Origin of the sequence: Tahibacter soli, assembly GCF_025717065.2 — a bacterium.
GTDB classification, from domain to species: domain Bacteria; phylum Pseudomonadota; class Gammaproteobacteria; order Xanthomonadales; family Rhodanobacteraceae; genus Tahibacter; species Tahibacter soli.
The window spans coordinates 366,323-387,630 of the sequence record NZ_JAOVZO020000003.1; the positions used below are offsets into that span (position 1 = coordinate 366,323).

22 protein-coding genes are annotated in these 21,308 nt (G+C 68.1%); 2 read left to right on the forward strand and 20 right to left on the reverse strand.

The annotated features are described in order from the left end of the window. Nucleotides 1–3: 3 nt before the first annotated feature. The 17 genes from OD750_RS04040 to asnS form a co-directional block, all read right to left on the reverse strand. A complete protein-coding gene (locus tag OD750_RS04040) occupies nucleotides 4–1,419 on the reverse strand; it encodes an MBOAT family O-acyltransferase (RefSeq protein ID WP_263542922.1) in 1,416 nt (471 codons plus the stop codon). Nucleotides 1,420–1,559: 140 nt separating this feature from the next. After that, nucleotides 1,560–2,729, reverse strand: a complete 1,170-nt coding sequence (locus OD750_RS04045) for a hypothetical protein (RefSeq protein ID WP_263542923.1) — start codon at nucleotides 2,727–2,729, stop codon at nucleotides 1,560–1,562. 13 nt (nucleotides 2,730–2,742) lie between these two features. Further along, nucleotides 2,743–3,162, reverse strand: coding sequence for a DUF3293 domain-containing protein (locus tag OD750_RS04050; RefSeq protein ID WP_263542924.1), 420 nt, complete (start codon nucleotides 3,160–3,162; stop codon nucleotides 2,743–2,745). After that, complete coding sequence (locus OD750_RS04055) at nucleotides 3,159–4,571, reverse strand: FAD-dependent oxidoreductase (protein ID WP_263542925.1); 1,413 nt, start codon at nucleotides 4,569–4,571, stop codon at nucleotides 3,159–3,161. Before OD750_RS04055 ends, OD750_RS04050 begins: the two co-directional genes overlap by 4 nt. Nucleotides 4,572–4,663: 92 nt before the next feature. Beyond that, nucleotides 4,664–5,215, reverse strand: a complete 552-nt coding sequence (locus OD750_RS04060; protein ID WP_263542926.1) for a hypothetical protein — start codon at nucleotides 5,213–5,215, stop codon at nucleotides 4,664–4,666. Then, nucleotides 5,197–6,483 carry a kynureninase gene (kynU, locus tag OD750_RS04065; protein WP_263542927.1) on the reverse strand — a complete coding sequence of 429 codons (1,287 nt, stop codon included), beginning with the start codon at nucleotides 6,481–6,483 and terminating at the stop codon, nucleotides 5,197–5,199. Before kynU ends, OD750_RS04060 begins: the two co-directional genes overlap by 19 nt. A gap of 12 nt (nucleotides 6,484–6,495) precedes the next feature. Next, nucleotides 6,496–7,002 (reverse strand): hypothetical protein, encoded by a 507-nt coding sequence (locus tag OD750_RS04070; RefSeq protein ID WP_263542928.1) that lies wholly within the window; start codon nucleotides 7,000–7,002, stop codon nucleotides 6,496–6,498. A gap of 22 nt (nucleotides 7,003–7,024) precedes the next feature. Continuing rightward, entirely contained in the window at nucleotides 7,025–8,032 is a 1,008-nt protein-coding gene (locus OD750_RS04075; protein ID WP_263542929.1) for an amidohydrolase family protein, read from the reverse strand. Nucleotides 8,033–8,037: 5 nt separating this feature from the next. Continuing rightward, nucleotides 8,038–8,577, reverse strand: a complete 540-nt coding sequence (locus tag OD750_RS04080; protein ID WP_263542930.1) for a 3-hydroxyanthranilate 3,4-dioxygenase — start codon at nucleotides 8,575–8,577, stop codon at nucleotides 8,038–8,040. 58 nt (nucleotides 8,578–8,635) lie between these two features. Beyond that, nucleotides 8,636–9,052: a RidA family protein gene (locus OD750_RS04085; RefSeq protein WP_263542931.1), complete on the reverse strand. Its 417-nt coding sequence runs from the start codon at nucleotides 9,050–9,052 to the stop codon at nucleotides 8,636–8,638. Then, a complete protein-coding gene (locus OD750_RS04090) occupies nucleotides 9,049–10,410 on the reverse strand; it encodes a hypothetical protein (protein WP_263542932.1) in 1,362 nt (453 codons plus the stop codon). The genes OD750_RS04085 and OD750_RS04090 overlap by 4 nt, the downstream gene beginning before the upstream one ends. 32 nt (nucleotides 10,411–10,442) lie before the next feature. Then, on the reverse strand, nucleotides 10,443–11,096 hold the full coding sequence (can, locus tag OD750_RS04095; RefSeq protein WP_263542933.1) for a carbonate dehydratase: 654 nt from the start codon (nucleotides 11,094–11,096) through the stop codon (nucleotides 10,443–10,445). Between the two features lie 33 nt (nucleotides 11,097–11,129). Next, nucleotides 11,130–12,578, reverse strand: a complete 1,449-nt coding sequence (locus tag OD750_RS04100; protein ID WP_263542934.1) for an aldehyde dehydrogenase — start codon at nucleotides 12,576–12,578, stop codon at nucleotides 11,130–11,132. A gap of 66 nt (nucleotides 12,579–12,644) precedes the next feature. Then, a complete protein-coding gene (locus OD750_RS04105) occupies nucleotides 12,645–13,430 on the reverse strand; it encodes an SDR family oxidoreductase (RefSeq protein WP_263542935.1) in 786 nt (261 codons plus the stop codon). Between the two features lie 240 nt (nucleotides 13,431–13,670). Further along, nucleotides 13,671–14,003, reverse strand: a complete 333-nt coding sequence (locus tag OD750_RS04110) for a hypothetical protein (protein WP_263542936.1) — start codon at nucleotides 14,001–14,003, stop codon at nucleotides 13,671–13,673. Further along, entirely contained in the window at nucleotides 14,000–14,305 is a 306-nt protein-coding gene (locus OD750_RS04115) for a hypothetical protein (protein ID WP_263542937.1), read from the reverse strand. Before OD750_RS04115 ends, OD750_RS04110 begins: the two co-directional genes overlap by 4 nt. Nucleotides 14,306–14,319: 14 nt before the next feature. Next, a complete protein-coding gene (gene asnS, locus OD750_RS04120; protein ID WP_263542938.1) occupies nucleotides 14,320–15,720 on the reverse strand; it encodes an asparagine--tRNA ligase in 1,401 nt (466 codons plus the stop codon). Nucleotides 15,721–15,868: 148 nt separating this feature from the next. Here asnS and OD750_RS04125 point away from each other — a divergent pair, with 148 nt between their 5' ends. Beyond that, nucleotides 15,869–16,195 carry a HesB/IscA family protein gene (locus OD750_RS04125; protein WP_263542939.1) on the forward strand — a complete coding sequence of 109 codons (327 nt, stop codon included), beginning with the start codon at nucleotides 15,869–15,871 and terminating at the stop codon, nucleotides 16,193–16,195. A 31-nt stretch (nucleotides 16,196–16,226) separates the two neighbouring features. Here the strand turns inward: OD750_RS04125 and OD750_RS04130 are convergent, their stop codons facing one another. Further along, a complete protein-coding gene (locus tag OD750_RS04130) occupies nucleotides 16,227–17,501 on the reverse strand; it encodes a tetratricopeptide repeat protein (protein ID WP_263542940.1) in 1,275 nt (424 codons plus the stop codon). A gap of 35 nt (nucleotides 17,502–17,536) precedes the next feature. Then, nucleotides 17,537–19,054, reverse strand: a complete 1,518-nt coding sequence (locus OD750_RS04135) for a helicase HerA-like domain-containing protein (protein WP_263542941.1) — start codon at nucleotides 19,052–19,054, stop codon at nucleotides 17,537–17,539. A 167-nt stretch (nucleotides 19,055–19,221) separates the two neighbouring features. Here OD750_RS04135 and OD750_RS04140 point away from each other — a divergent pair, with 167 nt between their 5' ends. Continuing rightward, entirely contained in the window at nucleotides 19,222–20,721 is a 1,500-nt protein-coding gene (locus OD750_RS04140) for a transglycosylase SLT domain-containing protein (protein WP_263542942.1), read from the forward strand. A 117-nt stretch (nucleotides 20,722–20,838) separates the two neighbouring features. Here OD750_RS04140 and OD750_RS04145 read toward each other — a convergent pair whose 3' ends face one another. Continuing rightward, nucleotides 20,839–21,276: a hypothetical protein gene (locus OD750_RS04145; protein WP_263542943.1), complete on the reverse strand. Its 438-nt coding sequence runs from the start codon at nucleotides 21,274–21,276 to the stop codon at nucleotides 20,839–20,841. Between the last annotated feature and the right edge of the window lie 32 nt (nucleotides 21,277–21,308).

A 21,308-nucleotide genomic window follows, 5' to 3' on the forward strand; every position in this document is an offset into this window, starting at 1 on the left:
CGGTCAGAACCGGAAGTAGATGAACGGGCTGTACGCGCCCGAAAAGATCTTGAGCGACGCCGCGACGAGCACGACGGCCGCGACGACCGTGCCGGCCGCGTAGCGCCATCCGGCGACGCCGCGCGGCCACGGCCGCGGCGCGGGAACGGCCATGAGGCGCCGTGTCACGAAGCGGGCGAGCGGCATGCTGAACAGCACGCCGGCGACCAGGGCCGCGGTTTCCTCGCCGGTCATGACCGTGGCGACGTCGGCGTCGACGGTGCCGTCCAGGAAGAACATCTTGGCGAGCAGGCTGCCGGCCTGCCCGATGTCGGCGGCGCGGAAGAACACCCAGCCGATCATGACGGCGAGCAGCGTATACGCGTGCCGCAGCACGCGCGGCGACCGTTCGAGCAGCCGTTCCATGCCGAGCCGTTCGACGACGAGCAGCAGGCCGTGGTACGCGCCCCACAGCACGAACGTCCACGCCGCGCCGTGCCACAGGCCGCACAGCAGGAACACGATCATGAGGTTGCGGTACGTCGCAAGCGGACCGTTGCGATTGCCGCCGAGCGGAATGTAGAGATAGTCGCGGAACCAGCGCGACAGGCTCATGTGCCAGCGCCGCCAGAACTCGGTGATCGACTGCGAGATGTACGGGTAGTTGAAGTTCTGCGGAAAATGGAAGCCCGCGACCCAGCCCAGGCCGATCGCCATCGTCGAATAGCCGCCGAAGTCGAAGAAGATCTGCAGCGTGTAGCAGACCACCGCGAGCCACGCCGTCGCCTGCGACAACGTGTCGGCGCGGGCGAACAGCGGGTCGGCGACGCCGGCGAGCGTGTCGGCCAGGAGCACCTTCTGCCCGAGTCCGAAGCAGAACAGCGTCAGCCCGTAGTACACGTGCCGCGCCGTCACCACGCGTCGCTTGAGATGACCCGCGACCGTGTGGAAACGCAGGATCGGACCTGCGATCAGCTGCGGGAACATCAGCATGTACAGCGACAGGTTCACGAACGAGCGTTCCGCGCGCGCGTCGCGGCGGTAGATGTCGACGAGATACGAGATCGCGTGGAACGTGAAGAACGAAATGCCGAGCGGCAGGTGGATCTGCATGATCCACGAATCGGGCGCGGCGCCGAACAGGCTGTGCGCGAGGAATCCGGCGTATTTGAAGAAGACGAGCAGCGACAGGTTCACCGCGACGCTCGCCGCGAGCACGCGCTTTCTCGTCGCCGCGTCGCGGGCGTCGCCGATCAGGATGCCGAACGCGTAGTTGGCGGCGACCGAGAACGCGACGACGGCGGTATACCAGCCCTCGCCGACGAAGTAGAAAAAGAGGCTGAACAGGACGAAGGTCAGGTTTCTGTTCGGAATGAAAGCCTGGCTGAGCAGGAACAACGGCAGGAACAGAAACAGGAAGTCGATGCTCGAAAAAACCATGTCGTCTGGCAGTCCGTTCGATCCGTTTTGCTTGAGGGGCGGAGCGCCGCCCGGCATGCCCGCGGCCGGCCCGGGGCCGAAGCGGACGCAGAGTATAGTCGCGAGCCGCCGCGGTTGACGCCGGGGCGACCCGTATGGCGTCACTGCGCCCTGCGCAGCACCCGGCCGTAATTGATCGCGCGGTCGACGCCGCCTTCCTGAAACAGCAGCACGATGCGGTCGACGCGGTGCAGCGCCCGTGCGCGCGCGACGAGTTCGGCCGCGTTGCCGAGCGGCAGATCGTTCGTATTGACCTGCGTGACCTCGGCGAACGCGCCGGCGAACACTTCGGCCGCGAGCTGGCCGAACGAATCGGAAACGATCAGCAGCGACGCGTCGACCGGCGGCCGGTCGTTGAGGTAGACGTGCGAGGGGAATGCGGGGTTCGTGAACAGGTCGCCGACGGCCGCGCGGAACGCCGCATCGCGCGCCGCGTCGAAACGCACGTGGGCGTTGCGCACCGCGTAAGCCGGCTGCGGATCGGCGACGCCGCTCATCAGCAGCATTTCCGCCGGCTGGTCGACCGCTTCGATGCGCTCGTCGACGACGGCGGGCAGTCCGGCCGCCGCGAGCCACGTATCGCGCAGCACCGCAAGGCTCTTGCCCGACGCGTGCCAGTTGTTGCGCGGATAGAACGCGGGATCGGCGAGGAACGGACGCAGCGCGTCGTAGAGATACAGGTAGCGCACGCCGGCCGGGACCTGCACGTCGCGCAGCGCCGAGCGGCCCGCGGCGACCGCCGCGCAGCCCTCGCGCAGCCGGCGCGACACCGACGGCGGCAGGCGTTCGGCATACAGCGTCGCGGTCGTCGGAACGACGATCACGTCGACCGGCGTCGCGATTTCGCGCGAAAACGTCGCCAGCTCGCCGAGCGAACGCGAAAGGCCGCGGCCGGCATCGGCGCCGTGCGCGCGCACGCACAGGCTTTCCAGCAGCACGTCGGGTTCGGTCTCGTTCCAGCTGTTGAGAAACACCTGGCCGTCGAGGCCGATCGTCAGCTTGTGCGCCGGCGGCGAGCCGAGCACGAAGTACAGGAATCGCTTGTACGCGTTCGTTGCGGCGATCGTCGGCCACGCGCGATCGGTCAGCCACGCGCGTGCGGCGCGGAACGCCGCGGGCGGATCGACGAACGCCGCCGGTTCGGGCCACGCGGCGAGCCTGCGTGTGTGGAAGCGTTCGAGCCGTTCCGTATCCTGCAGGCGGATGCCGGCGACCGGCGCGACGAGCACGAGCGCGACGAGCGTCGTGATCAGCCGGGCGCGGGCGGTCATGCCGATCATGGCGTCACGACGCTCGCTCGTAGCAGCGCAGTTCCACCGGTGCATCGCCGCGGCCCGCGAGCACGGCATGCTGCGCGTAGCGCGCGGCCAGAGCGTCGATCGACGTCAGGTCGAGTCCCGCCGCGACGAGCGACGCTTCGCGCCAGCCATGGCCGCGGCCGACCGCCGGCAGCACGCGCGCGCCGAGCGCTGCCAGATCGGCCAGCAGGCGGTGCTGCGCGGCGCGGTTCGCGTGGGCCGGCTGGGCGGTCGAGCGCGGGTTGTACGCGGTGATCAGCGCGAATGCCGCCCCGGCCAGCCACTGTCGAAACTCGAACGGCGGCGGCGCGTCGACGCGCAGCGTCGCGCGACGGCCGCCCGGCAGACGCGCGTCGTAGCGCGTCGCCCGGTACAGCGCGACGAGGTCCGCGCCGGGGCCGGTCATGTCGCCGGCAACGGGTCCAGCGTGTCGACGACGAGCGCGTCGGCGGCATCGAGGTCGATCTCGTCGATGTTGCGCTTGCCGGCGGTCAGGCGGCGCAGCAGGTCGAGCTGGATGTCGCCGCGCGCGTACGCGACGGCGTACGGCAGGCGCGAGAACGTCACCATCCAGTAGCGCGGCACGAAGCGGCCCGGATGGCGCGCGGCGAGCGTGCGTTCGAGCGCGCGGCGCAGCAGGAAATCGGCGTCGTCGACGCGGTCGCGCATCTCGACGTAGTTGTCGAGCGCCATCGCCGCGATCGCGTCGGCGTTCGGCTTGCGCCGTCGTTCGAATTCGGCGAACACGGCGGCCGGATCGGCGATGCCGCCCTCCATAAGCTCGGCGAGTTCGACGGCGTCTTCGAAGCCGCAGTTCATGCCCTGACCGTGAAACGGCACGATCGCGTGCGCGGCGTCGCCCAGCAGCAGCGCGCGATCGTTCCAGTGCCAGCGGTCGAGATACAGCGTGCCGAGCACGCCGGTCGGATTGCGCTCGTAGTCGTCGAGATATTCGGGCATCAGCGGCACGGCGTCGGCGAAGTCGCGTTCGAAGAACGCGCGCACGGCGTCGCGCGAATCGAGCCGTGCGAGCGACGGATCGCCTTCGTTCGGCAGGAACAGCGTCACGGTGAAGCTGCCTTCGGCGTTCGGCAGCGCGATGCACATATACCCGCCGCGCGGCCAGATGTGCAGCGCGTTCGGCTCCATCGCGAAGGTGCCGCCGTTCGCGCGCGCTTCGCGCAGATCGGCCGGCAGGCGGTCGGCGTCGAACGCCGTCAGCGGCGGAATTTCCAGCTCCTTGTAGCCGTGCCCGAGCGGTTCGAAGCGCTCGCCGAGGTCGGTCGCCTGCGTCATCGCCTGGCGCAGCGCGGAGCCCGCGCCGTCGGCGCCGATCAGCACGCCGGCCGCATGCGTGCGCAGGCTGCCGTCCACATCGCTACGAAACGACAACGTGGAATCTTTCCAGTCGACCGATTCGAGGCGCGCGTCGAAGTGCACGCGAGCGCCGGCGGCTTGCGCCGCGTCGAGCAGCGTCATGTTCAGGCGTCCGCGGTTGACCGACCAGATCACTTCGCTGTCGTCGCGCCCGTAGCGCTGCAGGTTCGTGCGGCCGTCGGTGTCGTGCACCATGCGACCGCGCATCATTACGGCGAGCGGGCGCATCGCGTCGGAAAGGCCGGCAAGCCGCAGACCGTGCCAGCCGCGCTCGGCGAGCGCGAGATTGATCGAACGGCCGCCGATAAAACCGGCCTTGCGCGGATCGGGGCGGCGTTCGAAAACGTCGACGGCGTAGCCGCGCTGCGCGAGCAGGGTCGCGAGCAGCGAGCCGACGAGGCCGGCGCCGACGAGGGTGATGCGGGAAGACTTCGACATGGACCGGGCGGACTCAAGGAGGAATCCGCCGGAGTTTCCATGCGCGGGGCGGGCAGTTCAATGGGCGCGGCGCGGCGACGGCGCGCGAAGGGCTATCGCCGCGGCACCGATTCGCCCGGCATCAGGAAATAGCCGGTCCCGTTCCACGCGATCTCGTCGGGCGTGCAGCCGACGCATCGCGTCCAGCGGATGCGGCCGACGTCGAGCGTGCCGGCCGTGTCGCGCGACAGCGCGCCGAAGCCGGGCTCGCCTTCGACGGTTTCGCGGTACGCGCGCGTCCACGTCGATGTGTACTGCGTGAAGATCGCGACGAACCGGCCGGTCTTGCCGCGACGATCGGCGTAGGTGCCGACGACGGCGCGGTCGGGGTGTCCGTCGTCGTTGAAGTCGCCCTGCAGCTGGAACGTCAGGCCGCGCTTGTCGAGTTCGGCGCGTTGCGCGGCGTCGAAGTCCGCGGTGCCGAGCGCCCGCGCCGATCGCCAGTCGCCGTCGATCGCCGCGACCGGGACGCCGAAGACGTCGCCGCCGGTCGGATCGAGCCGGAACGTTTCCCACCACGGCGCCGCGCGCTCGGCCGCGCCGGCGAGCGGCGCGACGACGAGTGCGAGCAGGGCGATGCGCGCGATCAACGCGGTGCCGCCCATTCCTTGACCGCCTCGACGAACGCGTGGCAGTCGGCGAACCGGTTGTACAGCGGCGTCGGCGCGATGCGGATCGTGTCGGGTTCGCGCCAGTCGCCGACGATGCCGCGCGCGTTCAGATGCTCGAACAGCGAACGGCCGGCGTCGCGCGGCCCGTTCACGCGCAGGCTCAGCTGGCAGCCGCGCCGCGCGGGTTCCCTCGGCGTCGCGATCGACAGCGCGCCGCCGGTCTGCGTCTCGATCAGCCATGCCAGGTACGCGGTCAGCGCGAGCGATTTCTCGCGCAGGCGGTCGATGCCCGCGCGCTTGAAGATTTCCAGCGACACGCGCAGAGGCGCCAAGGCAAGAATGGGAGGATTGGACAATTGCCAGCCGTCGGCACCGGGCGTCGGCACGAACTGCGAGCCCATCTGGAAGCGCGTCGACTGGTCGTGTCCCCACCAGCCGGCGAAGCGCGGGCGGTCCGAGCGCGCGTGCCGCTCGTGCACGAAGCAGCCGGCGACGGCGCCCGGGCCGGAGTTGCCGTACTTGTAGTGGCACCACACAGCGAAGTCGCAGCCGGTGTCGTGGAGGTCGACCGGCACGTTGCCGACGGCGTGCGCGAGATCGAAGCCGACGACGCAGCCGCGCGCGTGCGCGGCGCGCGTGATCGATTTCAGGTCGAGCACCTGGCCGGTGAGGTATTGCACGCCCGGCAGCAGCACGAGCGCGATGCGATCGCCGTGCTTGGCGAGCGCGCGTTCGATCGCGGCGTCCGAGATCGTGCCGTTCGGCTCGTCCGGATCGAGCGCGATCAGCGACGTGGCCGGATCGTAGCCGTGGAAGCGGATCTGCGATTCGACCGCGTAATGGTCGGACGGAAACGCGCGCCGCTCGATCAGGATCGCGTGGCGCTCGCGCGTCGGCCGGTAGAAGCTGACCATCATCAGGTGCAGGTTCGCCGACAGCGAATTCATCGCGACGACTTCGGACGGCAGCGCGCCGACGAGGCCGGCGAGGTCGTCGCGCACGAAGCCGTGGTACGGCATCCACGGGTGGCGTCCGCGGAAATGCGCCTCGACCGCGAGGTTGCCCCAGTCGTCGAGTTCGTCGATCAGCGCCTGGCGCGTCGCGCGCGGCTGCAGGCCGAGCGAGTTGCCGCACAGGTACACCTGCTCGGCGTCGCCGTGCGGCGGTATGAGGAATTCGACGCGCAGGCCGGCCAGCGGATCGGCCGCATCGGCGGCGAGCGCCCACGCGCGGTCGGCGCGAAAATCGTGCGGATAGGTCATCGGTGTGCTTGCTTATTTGCCGAGCGACGCGGCGATTTCGTCGCAGCCTTTGTCGAACGACGACAGCCACGTCGACGTCGTGCCCTTGAGCACGGGATGCATGCAGCGCAGCTGCACGCCGACGCCGTTGCGGTAGAAATAGCTCTCGCGATACTGGTACCGCGTCTTCACGTTGAGGCCCGAGTAGCGCAGGCTGCTGCCGTCGCTGCCCGAGTCGTGCTCGTAGCCCGGCGTCTGCTTCGCCTTTTCGATCGACGAATTGACGAAATCCTGGAACGCCTGCGCGTCGTCGAGCTTGCGCGTGGTGACGCTCACGCGCGACGCCTCGCCGGTGCCGGTGTCGGCGGGATCCTTCACCTGGAACGCGACGACCTGCGGATTGCCCTCGGTCATCTGCATGATGACGGGCCAGTCGGACGGCGCGCTGAAGCCGATGACGCCGTCGTTGAGCTTGAAGTCGGCGGCGTGCGCGGCGCCGGCCGCGGTGCAGAACAGGGCGAGCGTGATGCGAGCGAGCATGCAACCTCCGAAGGGGCGTCGGTCAGGAAAAGCGCTGCGGCGACAGGCCGAGCCAGTCGAGCGCGGTGCCGTGGTAGATACGTGCCGCGCGCGTGTCGTCGAGCGCGAGCGAGGCGATGCCACTGCCCGGCTCCTGCTCGCCGAGCGGAAACGGGTAGTCGGTGCCGAGCATCACGCGCTCGTGGCCGACGACGTCGATGAGATAGCGCAGCGCCTGCGGATCGTGCACGCACGAGTCGAAGTACAGGCGATTGAAGTACGAACGCGGACTCTTCGCGTTGTCGGTCGCGACGAGGTCCGGCCGCATGCGAAAACCGTGTTCGATGCGCCCGATCGTGTACGGGAACGAACCGCCGCCGTGCGCGAGGCACACCTTGAGGGCCGGCAGGCGTTCGAGCACGCCGCCGAGGATCAGGCTGCAGGCCGCGCGCGACTGCTCGGCGGGCATCCCGACGAGCCACGGCAGCCAGTATTTCGGCATCGTCTCGCGGCCCATCATGTCCCACGGGTGCACGAGGATCGCGGCGTCGAGATCGGCGGCCGCTTCGAAAAACGGGAAAAGTTCCGGCGCGTCGAGATTCCAGTTTTCCACGTGGGAGCCGATCTGCACGCCGGCGAGGCCGAGCTCCTCGACGCAGCGCTGCATTTCGGCGATCGCGAGCGTCGGCGACTGCAGCGGCACCGTGCCGATGCCGGCGTAGTGGCGCGGATGGTCGCGGCACAGCTGCGCCGTGTGGTTGTTGAGGTGGCGGTGCAGCTCGAGCGCCTGGTTCGCCTTGGCCCAGTACGAAAACAGCACGGGCACGGTCGAGATCACCTGCACCTGCACGCCGAACTTCGCGTAGTCGTCGATGCGCAGCTGCGGATCCCAGGTGTTCGGCCAGATTTCGCGGAAGAAATGGCCGTCCTTGTAGATGCGATGGCGCCCGTCGGTGTGGACGATGACCGGAAAGCGGTCGTCGCCGTATTTCTCGGCGAGATTCGGCCAGTCGCGCGGCAGGATGTGGGCGTGCGTGTCGATCTTGAGCATGGCGGTTACGGCTGCGGTTCGGCGGCGGCGTACTTCGCCGGCGCGGGATTGACGTGGCCGCAGGCGGCGCAGGTGCGCGCGGCGAGCGAGCGGTAGTAGCGCTCGAACACCGGCGGGAAATCGGTTTCGACGTTGGCGAGCGCGAAGAATTCTTCGTACAGCTTGTGGTTGCACGCGTCGCAGTACCACGACAGGCCGTCGAGTTCGCCCGCAAGGCGCTTGCGTTCGATCACGAGGCCGACCGAGTTCGCCGTGCGCTGCGGCGAATGCGGCACGCGCGGCGGCAGGTAGAAGATTTCGCCGGCGCGGATCGGGATGTCGCGCGGCCGGCCGTCTTCCTGGATGCGCAGCACCATGTCGCCTTCGAGCTGGTAGAAGAACTCCGGGCCTTCGTCGTAGTGGTAGTCGCTGCGCACGTTGGGACCGCCGACGATCATCACGATGAAGTCGCCGTCGTAGATGCACTTGTTGCCGACCGGCGGCTTGAGCAGGTGTCGGTGCTCGTCGATCCAGCGCTGGAAGTCGAGCGGTGCGGGCAACGGCATGGCGGGCGTTCCGGGCGAGGCGATACGCAAGTTTAGCAGGCCGGCGCCCGCGCTCGCGTCAGTCGCCGATCGCCGCGACGCACTTGAGCTCGATCGCGATCGGCGTCGGCAGCGCGCTGATGCCGAGCGTCGTGCGGCACGGCTGCGCCTGCGTGAAATATTCGGCGTAGAGGCGGTTGTAGGTCGGAAAATCGCGCGCCATGTCGGTCAGGAACACGGTGACGTCGACGAGATCTTCCCAGCGCGCGCCGGCCGCTTCGAGCACCGCGCGCACGTTCGCGAACACCTGGCGCGTCTGCGCGGCGATGTCGTAGCTGACGAGCCGGCCCTCGTCGTAGACGTTGCCGGGAATCTCGTTCGTGCCGGGCGTGCGCGGTCCGACGCCCGAGAGGAACAGGAGATTGCCGACGCGGCGCGCGTGCGGATACGCGCCGACCGGCTTGGGTGCGGCTGACGTGCTGATCGTGTCGCTCATCGGGTTTCCTTTTCCTTCCTGTCGGGCACGCTCTTGTCGCCGGCCGCAACGTTGATGTTCTGCGTCGTGACGACCTGGTTGTCGGCGCCGCTCGCGCGCAGGCGGTAGCGGCCGGGGCGCAGGTACAGCGTCGTGCGCACGCCCTGCATCGTGCGGAATTTCTGCTCGGTGTTGCCGAGGCGCGCGTCGCGCATGCCGATGACGATGCGGTCGGCCGGGATCGCGTCGTCGCCCTCGCCGATGTAGCGCGCCTCGAGCAGGCACGGAATCGTGCCGCGGCAGATTTCGCCGTCGACCGCGTAGGGAACGCGCAGTCCGTCGATGTCGAGCCAGCTTTGCCGGCCGTCGTCGCGGGTATACGGCGGCAACAGCACGCTGACGTCGTACGCGCCGGCGCGCAGCGACCACGGCGCGCCGGCCTTGTCGACGAACACCTGCGGCGTCTTCGGATCGAGCTTCGCGAGCGCCGTTCGATAGTACGGGTGATCCTGCTCGACCATCGGATGCGGAATCAGCATCGTCTGCTCGATCGTCAGCGGATCGATGCCGGTGATCTTGCGAAAATGCTGCGCCATGCTCGCGCCGCCGAGATATTTTCCGGTTTCCACGATGTGCGCGTAACCGGCGTTGACCACGAGGCGCGCCTTGGGATCGCGCTTGAACACGCGCTCGACGAGGTTTTTCGCCTGCTCGCGTTCGCGCGCGTCGCCGCTGGCGTCGGACATCGCCTCGTACGGCACGACGACGTAGCCGAGCTTGAGCGCCGTGCGCACCATTTCGGCGTAGACCGGCTCCTGGGTGTAGAAACCGCTCGCCTCGGTCGGGTAGCCGCGCTTGGCGAGTTCCGTGTCCGTTTCGTACAGCGTTTCGGCCGCGAAATGCGTAAAGCCGTCCTTGCGCAGCCGTTCGAGCAGCGCGACCGTCAGCGTGCGCGTGATCGCCGCATTGTGCGCTTCGTTGAAAAATACCGCCTGGCGGCCCTGCGCGAGCTTCGGTATCGCCTCGAGCGCCGGCTGTGCGGCGTGCGCGTCGTCGAGCGGCGAGGGCGCGTCGGCCTGGTCCGGCAGCTGCTGGATCGAGAACGACTGCACCGCCTCGTCGTGCAGGCCCAGATAGCTTTCGTGCCAGGAGAGGTACTGTCCGAAGATCAGGCGGAACGCCTTGCCTTCGTCGGCGGCCCAGGCCGCGCGCATCAGCACGTACTGCGCGAGCAGGCCGCGAGCCTTCTCGGCCTGGCGCAGGATGCGCTCGGATTTCTCCGCGGCGGCCTGCTGCTGCGCTCGCCAGGCGGCGGAACTCGCGCCCGAGGCGGGCGCGGCGAGCGCGACGGCGGCAAGAGCGACGAAGAACGAGCGCATGGCGAGATCCCGCAGCTGGCGTGCGCCTATGGTCATCGAACGGCGGACAGTCGCGCCAGCGCCGACTGGTACGTTTCGATCAAATCGTCACGCGACGCAACAGACATGCGCAGATCGGTGATGCGCCCGTCGAGCAGGCTGTAGATCCAGCCGTGCACGGTCAGGTTCTGGCCGCGCATCCAGGCGTCCTCGACGATCGTCGTCTGGCACACGTTGAGCACCTGTTCGAGCACGTTGAGTTCGCACAGGCGCGCGTGCTTCATCGAGTGCAGATCGATCGCCTCGAGGATGCCGGCGTGCTTTTGCGCGACGTCGACGACGTGCCGCAGCCAGTTGTCGGCGAGGCCCACGCGCAGGCCCGACAGGCTCGCGTTGACGCCGCTGCAGCCGTAGTGGCCGACAACCATGATGTGCTCGACCTTGAGAAGGTCGACGGCGAACTGGATGGTCGACAGGCAGTTGAGATCGGTATGCACGACCACGTTCGCGACGTTGCGGTGCACGAACACTTCGCCGGGCTGCATGTCGGTGATCTGGTTCGCCGGCACGCGGCTGTCGGAGCAGCCGATCCACAGGTATTTCGGCGCCTGCTGCTGGGACAGGCGCTTGAAGAACAGCGGGTCTTGCGCGCGCACGCTCTCGGCCCAGAGGCGGTTGCGTTCCAGCAAATCCTTCAAATCGTTCATTTTATAGCTCTCTAAAGCTGGACTTGTAACTCTCTAAAGCTGGACGCAGACGTTTTTGGCGTCGGTGAAGAAGCGCAGCGCCTCGACGCCGCCTTCGCGGCCGACGCCGGAATTCTTCACGCCGCCGAACGGCGTGCGCAGGTCGCGCAGCATCCAGCAGTTGACCCAGACGATGCCGGCCTCCAGCCGGGCCGCGACCGTGTGCGCGCGGATCAGGTCGCGCGTCCATACCGACGCCGCGAGCCCGTAGCCGGTGGCGTTGGCCAGCGCGATCGCCTCGTCGTCGCCGTCGAACGGCTGCAGCGTGACGACCGGCCCGAAGATTTCTTCCTGGTTCGTGCGGCAGGCGGGGCCGAGACCGTCGATGACGGTAGGCGCGACGAACCAGCCGTCGGCGCAGCGGCCCGGCACGGCGACGGCGTCGCCGCCCGCGAGTACGTTGCCGCCTTCCTCGCGCGCGAGCGCAATGCAGCCCATGATCTTGTCGTGATGCGCCTTCGACACGACGGCGCCGAGGTTCGTCTTCTCGTCGAGCGGATCGCCGACGACGAGCGCGTTGGCCCGCGCGACGAAGCGATCGCGAAATTCATCGTAGATCGCGCGCTCGACGAGGATGCGCGAACCGCACAGGCAGATCTGGCCCTGGTTCGAAAACGCCGAGCGCACGAGCGTGTCGAGGTTGTCGTCGCTCGCGTCGAAGTCGGCGAAGACGACGCTCGCGTTCTTGCCGCCGAGTTCGAGCGAGGTTTTCTTGAACGTGGCCGCGGCGCGCGCGGCGATGCCGGCGCCGACGCGCGTGGAGCCGGTGAACGAAATCGCCTTGACGCCCGGCGCATCGACGATCGCCTGGCCCGCCGCCGCGCCGCCCTGCACGATGTTCAGCACGCCCGGCGGAAAGCCGGCGGCGACGCTGTCTTCGGCCAGCATCCAGGCGGTGACCGGCGTGACCTCGCTCGGCTTGGCCACGACCGCGTTGCCGGTCGCGAGCGCCGGCGCGATCTTCCAGGTGAACAGGTACAGCGGCAGGTTCCACGGACTGATGCAGCCGACGACGCCGAGCGGCTGGCGCAGCGTGTAGTTGATCGCGCGGTCTTCCATCGCGTGCGCCTCGCTCGACCATTGCGTGATCGCCGCGGCGAAGAAGCGCAGGTTGGCGACGGCGCGCGGAATGTCGACCGCGCGCGCGAGCGCCGCGGGCTTGCCGCTGTCGCGCGATTCGGCGTGCACGTAGTCGTCGAGCCGCGCCTCGATGCGATCGGCGAGACGATTCATCAGACGCGCACGTTCGGCGGCGGGCGTCGCGGCCCATGCGGCGGCGGCGGCCTGCGCGGCGGAAACCGCGGCGGCGACGTCGGCCGCATCGGAATCGGGGCAGCGCGCGTAGACGCGGCCGGCGGCCGGTTCGTACACGTCGAGGTAGCGCGACTGGATCGGCGCGACGAGTTCGCCGCCGATCAGGTTGGCAAGAACGAGGTCGGTCATGCGCGGAAGCTTAGCCCTATTGACGCGGCGCGGCCAAAGGCCGGTAGGCACGCTGCGTTTCGCGACCTACAGCGACTGCATGCGCCCGCCGTCGACCGGTACGTTGATGCCGTTGATGTACGCGGCGGCCGGCGAGGCGAGAAACGCGATCGCGGCGGCGATTTCCGACGCGTCGGCGAAGCGGCCGGCGGGCACGCTCGCGAGCATCGTCTTTTCGATGTCGTCGGCGCTTTTGCCCGTCGCGGCGACGCGGTCGGCGACGATCTGTTCGAGCCGCTGCGTGCGCGTATAGCCCGGCAGCACGTTGTTGACCGTCACGCCGTACGGTGCGAGTTCGGTCGCGAGCGTCTTGGCCCAGCTCGCCACCGCGCCGCGGATCGTGTTCGATACGCCGAGGTTTCTGATCGGCTCCTTGACCGACGTCGAAATGACGTTGATCACGCGGCCGTAGCCGGCGTCGCGCATGCCCGGCAGCACGCACTGCACGAGCGTCTGGTTCGCGATCAGGTGGCGCTGGAACGCATCGAGATACGCGGCGGCGTCGGCGAGATGGGCGGGACCGCCCGGCGGGCCGCCGGTGTTGTTGACGAGAATCTGCACCGGCGCGGCCGACGTCGTCGCGGCGACTTTCGCGCGCAGCGCCCTGGCGTCGGCGACGTCGACCTCGATCCACGCGTGGCTCTGTCCGTCGCGGCGCGGCAGTTCGGCGACCGTGCGTTCGAGCGCGTCGGCGCTTCTGGCCAGCACGGTCACGTCGGCGCCGAGCAGCGCCAGTTCGTGCGCGGCTGCGCGACCGATGCCCTGCGAGGCGCCGCAGACGAGCGCGTGTTTGCCGGTGAGGTCGAGGTTCATGGCGATCCTTGGATGGAGCGGAAAAAATTCAACGAGGCGCTTGAACCCTCTCCCCCAAGCTCGCTTTGGGGGAGAGGGCAGGGTGGCCGCTCCTGTGCATCCTGCACCCGCGGCATTAGTACATCCCTGTACGTCAAGGGGGCGACGCCGAGTTCTTCCTCGATCTCGACGAAGCGCGATGCGCCGCCCCCTCACCCCAACCCTCTCCCCCAACGCGATGCGTTGGGGGAGAGGGAGCTGTCAGCCCAACCCGCGCGCGATCTTGTGCACCATCAGCGGCAGCAGTTCCTCGTCGCTTTCGGCGCGCGGCGGTTCCATCGTGTCGAGGTCGAAGCCCATGATCGCGGCGTCTTCCTCGTCGAGTCCGTCGAATTCGCGGAAGTCGGCGTCGAGCAGCGCCATGCGGGCGGCGGTCTCGTCGTCGTAGCGCAGATAGTCGCCGGTCGCGCCGAACACGTCGGCGACGCCGGTGTCGTAGACGTCCAGCCGCGACCAGATCAGCGTGTCGCCGAAACCGGCGCACCACCAATAGGATTGGACGCGGGCCGGCTCGGTTTCCGGGATGTCGCTCATATCGCAACTCCAGTGACGCGCAAGGCGAACAAGAGCGCCGACGCCGCGCCGCCGAGCGCGATCGCCCATGCCGCGACGGTGCCGGGAAAGCTCAGGAAGTTCAGGTCGGCATCGCCGAATCCGCGCCAGCTCGCGCGCAGGAACCACACGAAACCGCTCGGCGCGAACAGATGCGGACCGAGTTCCGGCCGCCGCTGCGGATGACGGTCGCGCAGCTGCGCCGAAACGAGCGGCCACGTCATGACGTAGGCCGTGAGGCCGGCGATCGCGACGCCGAGTGCAACGAGCAGGATGAACAGCATGGTGTCGGTGACCTTTAGAACTCCGCGTGACCCGGCACACGCGGATACGGAATTGCGTCGCGGATGTTGGCCAGGCCGCAGGTGTAGACGACGAGGCGCTCGAAACCGAGGCCGAAGCCCGCGTGCGGCACGCTGCCGTAGCGGCGCAGGTCGCGGTACCACTGGTAGTGCGCGGGATCGAGGCCCATCTTCGTCATGCGCGCGTCGAGGAGGTCCAGGCGCTCCTCGCGCTGCGAACCGCCGACGATTTCGCCGATGCCGGGCGCGAGGATGTCCATCGCCGCGACCGTCTTGCCGTCGTCGTTCAGGCGCATGTAGAACGCCTTGATCGCTTCGGGATAGTTCATGACGACCGACGGGCGGCCCACGTGTTCCTCGACGAGGAAGCGCTCGTGCTCGGTCTGCAGGTCGATGCCCCATTCGACCGGGAAGTCGAATTTCTTGCCGGAGTTCTTCAGGATCTTCACGGCCTCGGTGTAGTCGATGCGCTCGAACGGCGCGTCGATGAAGCTCTCCAGGCGCGTGACGGCGGTCTTTTCCACGCGTTCGGCGAAGAACGCCATGTCGTCGGCGCGCTCGTTCAGAACCGCGCGGAATACATATTTCAACAACGCCTCGGCGAGGTCGGCGTCGGCGGCGAGGTCGGCGAACGCGATCTCCGGTTCGATCATCCAGAACTCGGCGAGGTGGCGCGACGTGTTCGAGTTCTCGGCGCGGAACGTCGGTCCGAACGTGTACACCTTCGACAGCGCGAGGCAGTACGCCTCGACGTTGAGCTGGCCCGACACGGTCAGGAACGCGTCCTTGCCGAAGAAATCCTTTGAGAAGTCGATGGCGCCCTTGTCGGTGCGCGGCAGGTTCGCCAGATCGAGCGTCGAAACGCGGAACATCTGGCCGGCGCCTTCGGCGTCGCTCGTCGTGATGATCGGCGTGTTGACCCAGTAGAAGCCGTTTTCGTGGAAGAAGCGGTGGATCGCCTGGGCGAGCGTGTGGCGCACGCGCGTGATCGCGCCGAAGATGTTCGTGCGCGGACGCAGATGCGCCACTTCGCGCAGGAACTCCATCGAATGCGGCTTCGGCTGGATCGGGTAGGTTTCCGGATCGTCGACGAAGCCGGTCACTTCGATCGCGCTCGCCTGGATCTCGTAGCTCTGGCCCTTGCCCTGCGAGCGCACGAGCGTGCCGGTCGCGATGACGCCGGCGCCGGCGGTCAGGCGCAGCACGTCGGTCGCGTAGTTCGCGAGCGTGTCGGGCGCGACGATCTGGATCGCATCGAAGCACGAGCCGTCGCTCAGGTTGACGAACGAAAGGCCGGCCTTGGAGTCGCGGCGGGTGCGCACCCAGCCTTTGACGGTGACTTGCGCGCCTTCGCCCGCGGCCCCGGCGAGGGCCGATTTGATACTGATCGACGACATGAACCTGGCTCCGTTGTTCGTTGGGCGCGAGCGCCCGATCAAGCCGGCGATGATAACGGAAGCGACCGGACGACGCGCTCGACCCCTTGTCGCGGGGCCGCAGCGCCGCCATTTGGGACGCATCGTCGTTGCTTGCTAGACTCCCGCCATGACCATTTCACTGACTCCCGCCGCCCGTCAGCGCATGCAGGACTTCCTCGCACGCGACGCCGCGGCCGTCGCCGTGCGTTTCGGCGTCAAGCGCACCGGCTGTTCGGGCTACAGCTATACCGTCGACCTCGCCGAGTCGATCGACGGCGACGATCGGGTGTTCGACCAGGACGGCGTGCGCATCGTCATCGACGCCAAGAGCCTGCCGCTCGTCGACGGCACCGCGATCGATTTCGTCAAATCGGGCCTCAACGCCGCGTTCGTGTTCGAAAACCCGAACATGACCGGCGAATGCGGCTGCGGCGAGAGTTTCACGGTCGGATGAAGCGCCGCCGCGATCGCGGCGGCGCCCGTCGTCATGCCGGCTTCTTTCCCGGCGCGCTCTCGACGATCCTGAGCAGCGCGTCGATGTCGCCCGCCAGCGCGTGGTTCGGAAACGCGGTCTTGAGCTGCATCAGGAGCGCCTTGGCTTCGGCGTCCTTGCCCATGCGCTCGGACAACAGGCGCGCGGCGAGCAGGTAGTTCGCCGGAATGTCGGCGCTCTTGGGATGCCGCTTGTGGAAGCCGTTGACGAGCCGCAGCGCGAGCTGCGTCTGGTTGAGCGCCGCGGCCCGCTGCGCGAGGCGCGTCGTCGCTTCGGCGTCTTTCGGCACGAACGCGGGATCGATTTCGACGAGCTCGCGCGCGATGTCGACGGCGGCCTTTTCCTTGTCCTGCCCGAGCAGGATCGCGAGCCACTCCTCGCCGTGGCGCTTGAGTTCGGCCGCGTCGCCCTTCATGCGCAAGAGCTTGCGATATTGCGTATGCACGGCGTCGGTGCCGCCGCGCGAGCGCACGTGCTGGCGCATCGTGTCGTACGCCATGTCGATTTCGCCGTCCTGCAGCATCTGCGCGACGTCGTCGAGCAGCTCCTGGTCGGGATCGCTCGCCGTGCGCGCGAGCGGCTTCTGCACGTCCGGCTCGTAGCCGAGCTGGTCGTGATACTGGTAGATCAGATAGCCCATGAGATGGAACGCCGCGACGAGGCCGTAGCCAGACGCGAAGAACACGAGCGGCAGCGCGATGATCGTCGGCAGGCCGATCTGGGCGAGGAAGTTCTGCACGGCCGCGGAGCTGGCGAGGATCACCAGCACGAGCCCGAACGCCGCGAAATACCCGGCGCCGATGCGGCCCATGATCTCGAACCAGGTCAGCGGGCTCAGCGCATGCCAGAAGTTCTGGTCCATCGCGTACGACATCGCGACGCCCGGCAGCGCGAGCACGACGATCAGCACCGTCGCGAAGCCGATCAGGGCGCCGCCGAAGCGGAACGCGACGACGACCGCGATCGTCAAGAGGATCTGCAGGCCGATCGCGCCCCAGCCCGACGAGTCGCTGCTCGAACTCGACAGCCCGCCCGTGGGCGCTTCGAGCCGGCCGTTCGCCGACGCGCGCAATACTTCAAAACAGTATTTGTACAGATAGGCGAGCGTCAGCAGGTAGAAGAACAGGCCTACCAGCCCGCCGATCAGCATGGTCAGGCTGAACACCGACAGCACGCCGACGGTCATCAGCGCGTCGGCCTGCGCGGGATACGTGGAAATGTCGCGGATGCGTTCCCAGAACGGGGGCGGCGTGTCGTCGACGATCATGCGGTTTTCCTTCCTTGTGTGTGCGACGGGCGCCGTTAGCGGCGTCCGCCCATGATCGAGCCGAGCACGCCGCGCAGGATCTGGTTGCCGAGTTTCGTGCCGACGCTGCGCATCGCCGACTTCGCGGTCGCCTCGATCATGCCCTGGCGGCGCTTCGTGCCGAAGATCGCGTCCTTGATCGCATCGCCCCAGCCCGGCGCTTCCGGTTCGGGCTTCGTCGCGCGTCCGCCGCCGCGCGCCGGCGGCGCGGCGGCCTCGTCGTCGGTCGACGCCGCTTCGTGCTGCGCGCGCGCGTTGAGTTTCTCGTAGGCCGATTCGCGGTCGATCGCGGTGTCGTACTTGCCGCCGACCGGCGAACGCGACTTGACCTGCGCACGCTCGTCGTCGGTGATCGCGCCGATGCGGCAGCCCGGCGGCGCGATCAGCGCGCGTTCGACCGGCAGCGGAATGCCGCCGTCCTGCAGCGTCGTCACGAGCGCCTCGCCGACCGCGAGCTGCGTGATCGCGTCGGCCACCTTCTTGATTTTCGGGTTCGGCGGAAACGTTTCGGCCGCGGCTTTGACCGCCTTCTGGTCGCGCGGCGTAAACGCGCGCAGCGCGTGCTGCACGCGGTTGCCCATCTGACCGAGGATCGTCTCGGGTACGTCGTCGGGATTCTGCGAGCAGAAGTACACGCCGACGCCCTTGGAGCGGATCAGGCGCACGACCTGCTCGACGCGCTGCACGAGCGCGCCCGGCGCGTCGTCGAACAACAGGTGTGCCTCGTCGAAGAAGAACACGAGCTTGGGCTTGTCGACGTCGCCGACTTCCGGCAGGCGTTCGAAGAGTTCGGACAGCATCCACAGCAGGAACGTCGAATACAGCTTGGGTTTCAGGATCAGCTTGTCGGCGGCCAGCACGTTGATGACGCCGTGGCCGCTCATGTCCTGGCGCATGAAGTCGGCGAGATCGAGCGCCGGCTCGCCGAAGAACGCGTCGCCGCCGGCCTGGTCGAGCGACAGGAGCGCGCGCTGGATCGCCGCGATCGACGCCGACGAGATGAGGCCGTAGCGCTGCGAAATATCCTTCGCGTTTTCAGCGCAGAACGTCAGCAGCGCGCGCAGGTCTTTCAGGTCGAGCAGCAGCAGGCCTTCGTCGTCGGCGAGCTTGAAGACGATTTCGAGCACGCCTTCCTGCGTGTCGTTGAGTTCCATCAGGCGGCCGAGCAGCGTCGGCCCCATTTCGGAGACGGTCGTACGCACCGGATGGCCGAGCTGGCCGTAGATGTCCCAGAACACGACCGGGTTCGCCGCCGGCGTCCACGCGAGCTGCATCTGGTCGATGCGCGCCTTGATCCTGTCGTTGGCGACGCCGGCGCAGGCGAGACCGGCGAGGTCGCCCTTCACGTCGGCGAGAAACACCGGCACGCCGAGCTGCGAGAAGCCTTCGGCGAGGCGCATCAGCGTGACCGACTTGCCGGTGCCGGTCGCCCCGGCGATCAGGCCGTGGCGGTTGCCGTATCGGGCTTTCAGAAAGACGTCGATGTCGCTTTTGCCCAGGAGGATGTCGGTCACGGTGCGTTCCTTGTCGAAGACGTTCGTTCGATTGTAGCCATGGATTCGCGCGCCGGGCACGGCCGTCGCGGCACGCGAACCGCGACCTGGCGCACATCGGTCGTTGTCTGTGGCGGCGCTACTGTGTAACGTCCGCGCAGCAAACGTAAGCCTTTCGGGGGTAAGTCATGATTCGTATCCGCCGCGTCCTCGCCGTCGCCGTGTTGTTCGCCCTCGCCGGATGCGCCGGAGCCCCCGCCAAGACCGCCCGGAACGCCAAGCCCGCGAACACGGTCGACGAGGCCGCGATCAGCGCGCTGTACGCGCGGCTCGACGCCGCGGTGAAACGCTACGAGGCCGGTTCGGATCTCGCCGACGGCGGCGAAGCCGAACGCGCGATGCGCGAGAGCAACGCGGCACTCGACGACCTGCGCGCCGCGGCGCTGCAATGCCACGCGGTGCCGGGCTGCGAGGAAGAGCGCTTCCTGTCGGCGTTCGACGGCCTCTTGCGGCTCGACGCGCCGCAGGCGCCGACCGGCGCGGTCGACGCCGCCGACGCGACCGAACAGGCCGTCGCCGGCGAAAGCGCGTCGCCGATCGTCGCCGACCTGCCGGAAACCGCGCGTTCGATCACCTTGCTCAAGGGCAAGGAGCTCGCCGAGATGATCGCGATGAACGGCCCGGTCAAGGCGTCGCTCGAGGAATGGCTGACGCAGTACCGCCCGAACCTGATCCAGGCTTACGTCAACTACCAGTACATGCGTTATCGCATGTGGCCGGAATACCAGAAGGCGGGATTGCCCGAGGCGCTGCTGTTCGGCTTCATCGCGAAGGAGTCGGGCGGCAAGGTGCACGCGGTGTCGCGCTCGGGCGCGAGCGGCCCGCTCCAGTTCATGTACGCGACCGGCCTGCGCTTCGGTCTTTCCACGGTGAACGGCTTCGACCAGCGCTTCGACCCGATGCTGTCGACGCGCGCGAACGCGGCGTACCTCAACGAGCAGCTGCGTATTTTCAACAACGATCTCGAACTCGTGCTGGCCGCGTACAACGGCGGCGAAGGGCGCATGGCGCGTCTGGCCGGCGGCGGCGGGCGCTTCTGGGACGCACGCGTGTACGGCGCGCTGTCGCCCGAAACGCGCGACTACGTGCCGATGGTGCTCGCCGCGGCGTGGCTGTTCATGCATCCGGAGCGCTACAACCTCGCGTTCCCGCGCGTGGAGAACAAGCCGGGCCGCGTCACGTTGAAGCAGACGGCGTCGCTGTCGGAGCTGTCGATCTGCTTCGGCCAGGAAGGCGGCAACCGCGACGGCTGGTTTCGCGCGCTGCGCAACTTGAATCCCGCGCTCGATCCGCAGGAAGCGCAGCCGGTCGGCGCGACGCTCGAGGTGCCGGCGGTGCTGGAAGCGGCCTATCCGAAGCTGTGCGCGGCCGGACAGTGGCAGAGCCTCGCCGCCGATCTGCATGCCGCAGCCACGCCGCAGGTGACCACGCGGGTTGCCGCGCGTATCGACAGTCGGCCGGGCGGTTCGGGCAGCTACACGGTGCGCAAGGGCGACACGCTCGCCGCGATCGCGCGCAAGCATCGCTGCGCCGAAGTGCGCGATATCGCGAGCCTCAACCGGCTGCGCGCGCCGCAGTACGCGATCAAGCCCGGCCAGACGCTGCGGCTGCCGGCCTGCACGAAGTAGGCGAATTCGAAGCAGGCGAACGCAAAAAAGCGCGCCAGTCCCTGGCGCGCTACGTGTTCGTTACTGCAAGCCCGAAGCGGTCGTACGAAAACTTTGAGATGACGCGAGTCTCAGGGATCAGGCGGCCTGTTCGCCGGAAAACCAGCCGTCGGCCGTCGCCGCGGGTGCGGCCTCCCTGAGCGTGCGCAGCATGCGCAGAATCGAGCGGTGCACGCCTTCTAGCGCCGGGAACGTCGCGCCGCGCGTTTCGTGGTACGCCACCGTCAGCCACAGCGCGATGCCGCGCAGGCGCACCGGCAGGTTGTCCGAACGCGCGCGCGACAGGCCGGTCGACGTACCGCTGCCCCACGGCGAATAGCGTTCGTCCGGCGGCGTGCCGTACAGATGCGGAAATTCGCTCTTGGCCGCGACCGAGAATTCCTTGAGCGTCAGCTGCGCGAGCTGTACGCGCGCCTGGCGCGGAAGCCCTTCGACGAGCTTTTCGATCTCCTTGTGCTCGCGCTGCAGCTGGTAGGCCCGTTTCGTCGCTACCAGACGCCAGATCAACTGTTGCATGCGCTTTACCTCGTGAACGGGGGCTTGAACAA

What these genes read in the sequence shown, in the direction of transcription:
- OD750_RS04040 (WP_263542922.1), bottom strand. Translation starts at nt 1,419, where the DNA reads ATGGTTTTTTCGAGCATCGACTTCCTGTTTCTGTTCCTGCCGTTGTTC.
- OD750_RS04045 (WP_263542923.1), bottom strand. Translation starts at nt 2,729, where the DNA reads ATGACCGCCCGCGCCCGGCTGATCACGACGCTCGTCGCGCTCGTGCTC.
- OD750_RS04050 (WP_263542924.1), bottom strand. Translation starts at nt 3,162, where the DNA reads ATGACCGGCCCCGGCGCGGACCTCGTCGCGCTGTACCGGGCGACGCGC.
- OD750_RS04055 (WP_263542925.1), bottom strand. Translation starts at nt 4,571, where the DNA reads ATGTCGAAGTCTTCCCGCATCACCCTCGTCGGCGCCGGCCTCGTCGGC.
- OD750_RS04060 (WP_263542926.1), bottom strand. Translation starts at nt 5,215, where the DNA reads ATGGGCGGCACCGCGTTGATCGCGCGCATCGCCCTGCTCGCACTCGTC.
- kynU (WP_263542927.1), bottom strand. Translation starts at nt 6,483, where the DNA reads ATGACCTATCCGCACGATTTTCGCGCCGACCGCGCGTGGGCGCTCGCC.
- OD750_RS04070 (WP_263542928.1), bottom strand. Translation starts at nt 7,002, where the DNA reads ATGCTCGCTCGCATCACGCTCGCCCTGTTCTGCACCGCGGCCGGCGCC.
- OD750_RS04075 (WP_263542929.1), bottom strand. Translation starts at nt 8,032, where the DNA reads ATGCTCAAGATCGACACGCACGCCCACATCCTGCCGCGCGACTGGCCG.
- OD750_RS04080 (WP_263542930.1), bottom strand. Translation starts at nt 8,577, where the DNA reads ATGCCGTTGCCCGCACCGCTCGACTTCCAGCGCTGGATCGACGAGCAC.
- OD750_RS04085 (WP_263542931.1), bottom strand. Translation starts at nt 9,052, where the DNA reads ATGAGCGACACGATCAGCACGTCAGCCGCACCCAAGCCGGTCGGCGCG.
- OD750_RS04090 (WP_263542932.1), bottom strand. Translation starts at nt 10,410, where the DNA reads ATGCGCTCGTTCTTCGTCGCTCTTGCCGCCGTCGCGCTCGCCGCGCCC.
- can (WP_263542933.1), bottom strand. Translation starts at nt 11,096, where the DNA reads ATGAACGATTTGAAGGATTTGCTGGAACGCAACCGCCTCTGGGCCGAG.
- OD750_RS04100 (WP_263542934.1), bottom strand. Translation starts at nt 12,578, where the DNA reads ATGACCGACCTCGTTCTTGCCAACCTGATCGGCGGCGAACTCGTCGCG.
- OD750_RS04105 (WP_263542935.1), bottom strand. Translation starts at nt 13,430, where the DNA reads ATGAACCTCGACCTCACCGGCAAACACGCGCTCGTCTGCGGCGCCTCG.
- OD750_RS04110 (WP_263542936.1), bottom strand. Translation starts at nt 14,003, where the DNA reads ATGAGCGACATCCCGGAAACCGAGCCGGCCCGCGTCCAATCCTATTGG.
- OD750_RS04115 (WP_263542937.1), bottom strand. Translation starts at nt 14,305, where the DNA reads ATGCTGTTCATCCTGCTCGTTGCACTCGGCGTCGCGATCGCCGGCCTC.
- asnS (WP_263542938.1), bottom strand. Translation starts at nt 15,720, where the DNA reads ATGTCGTCGATCAGTATCAAATCGGCCCTCGCCGGGGCCGCGGGCGAA.
- OD750_RS04125 (WP_263542939.1), top strand. Translation starts at nt 15,869, where the DNA reads ATGACCATTTCACTGACTCCCGCCGCCCGTCAGCGCATGCAGGACTTC.
- OD750_RS04130 (WP_263542940.1), bottom strand. Translation starts at nt 17,501, where the DNA reads ATGATCGTCGACGACACGCCGCCCCCGTTCTGGGAACGCATCCGCGAC.
- OD750_RS04140 (WP_263542942.1), top strand. Translation starts at nt 19,222, where the DNA reads ATGATTCGTATCCGCCGCGTCCTCGCCGTCGCCGTGTTGTTCGCCCTC.
- OD750_RS04145 (WP_263542943.1), bottom strand. Translation starts at nt 21,276, where the DNA reads ATGCAACAGTTGATCTGGCGTCTGGTAGCGACGAAACGGGCCTACCAG.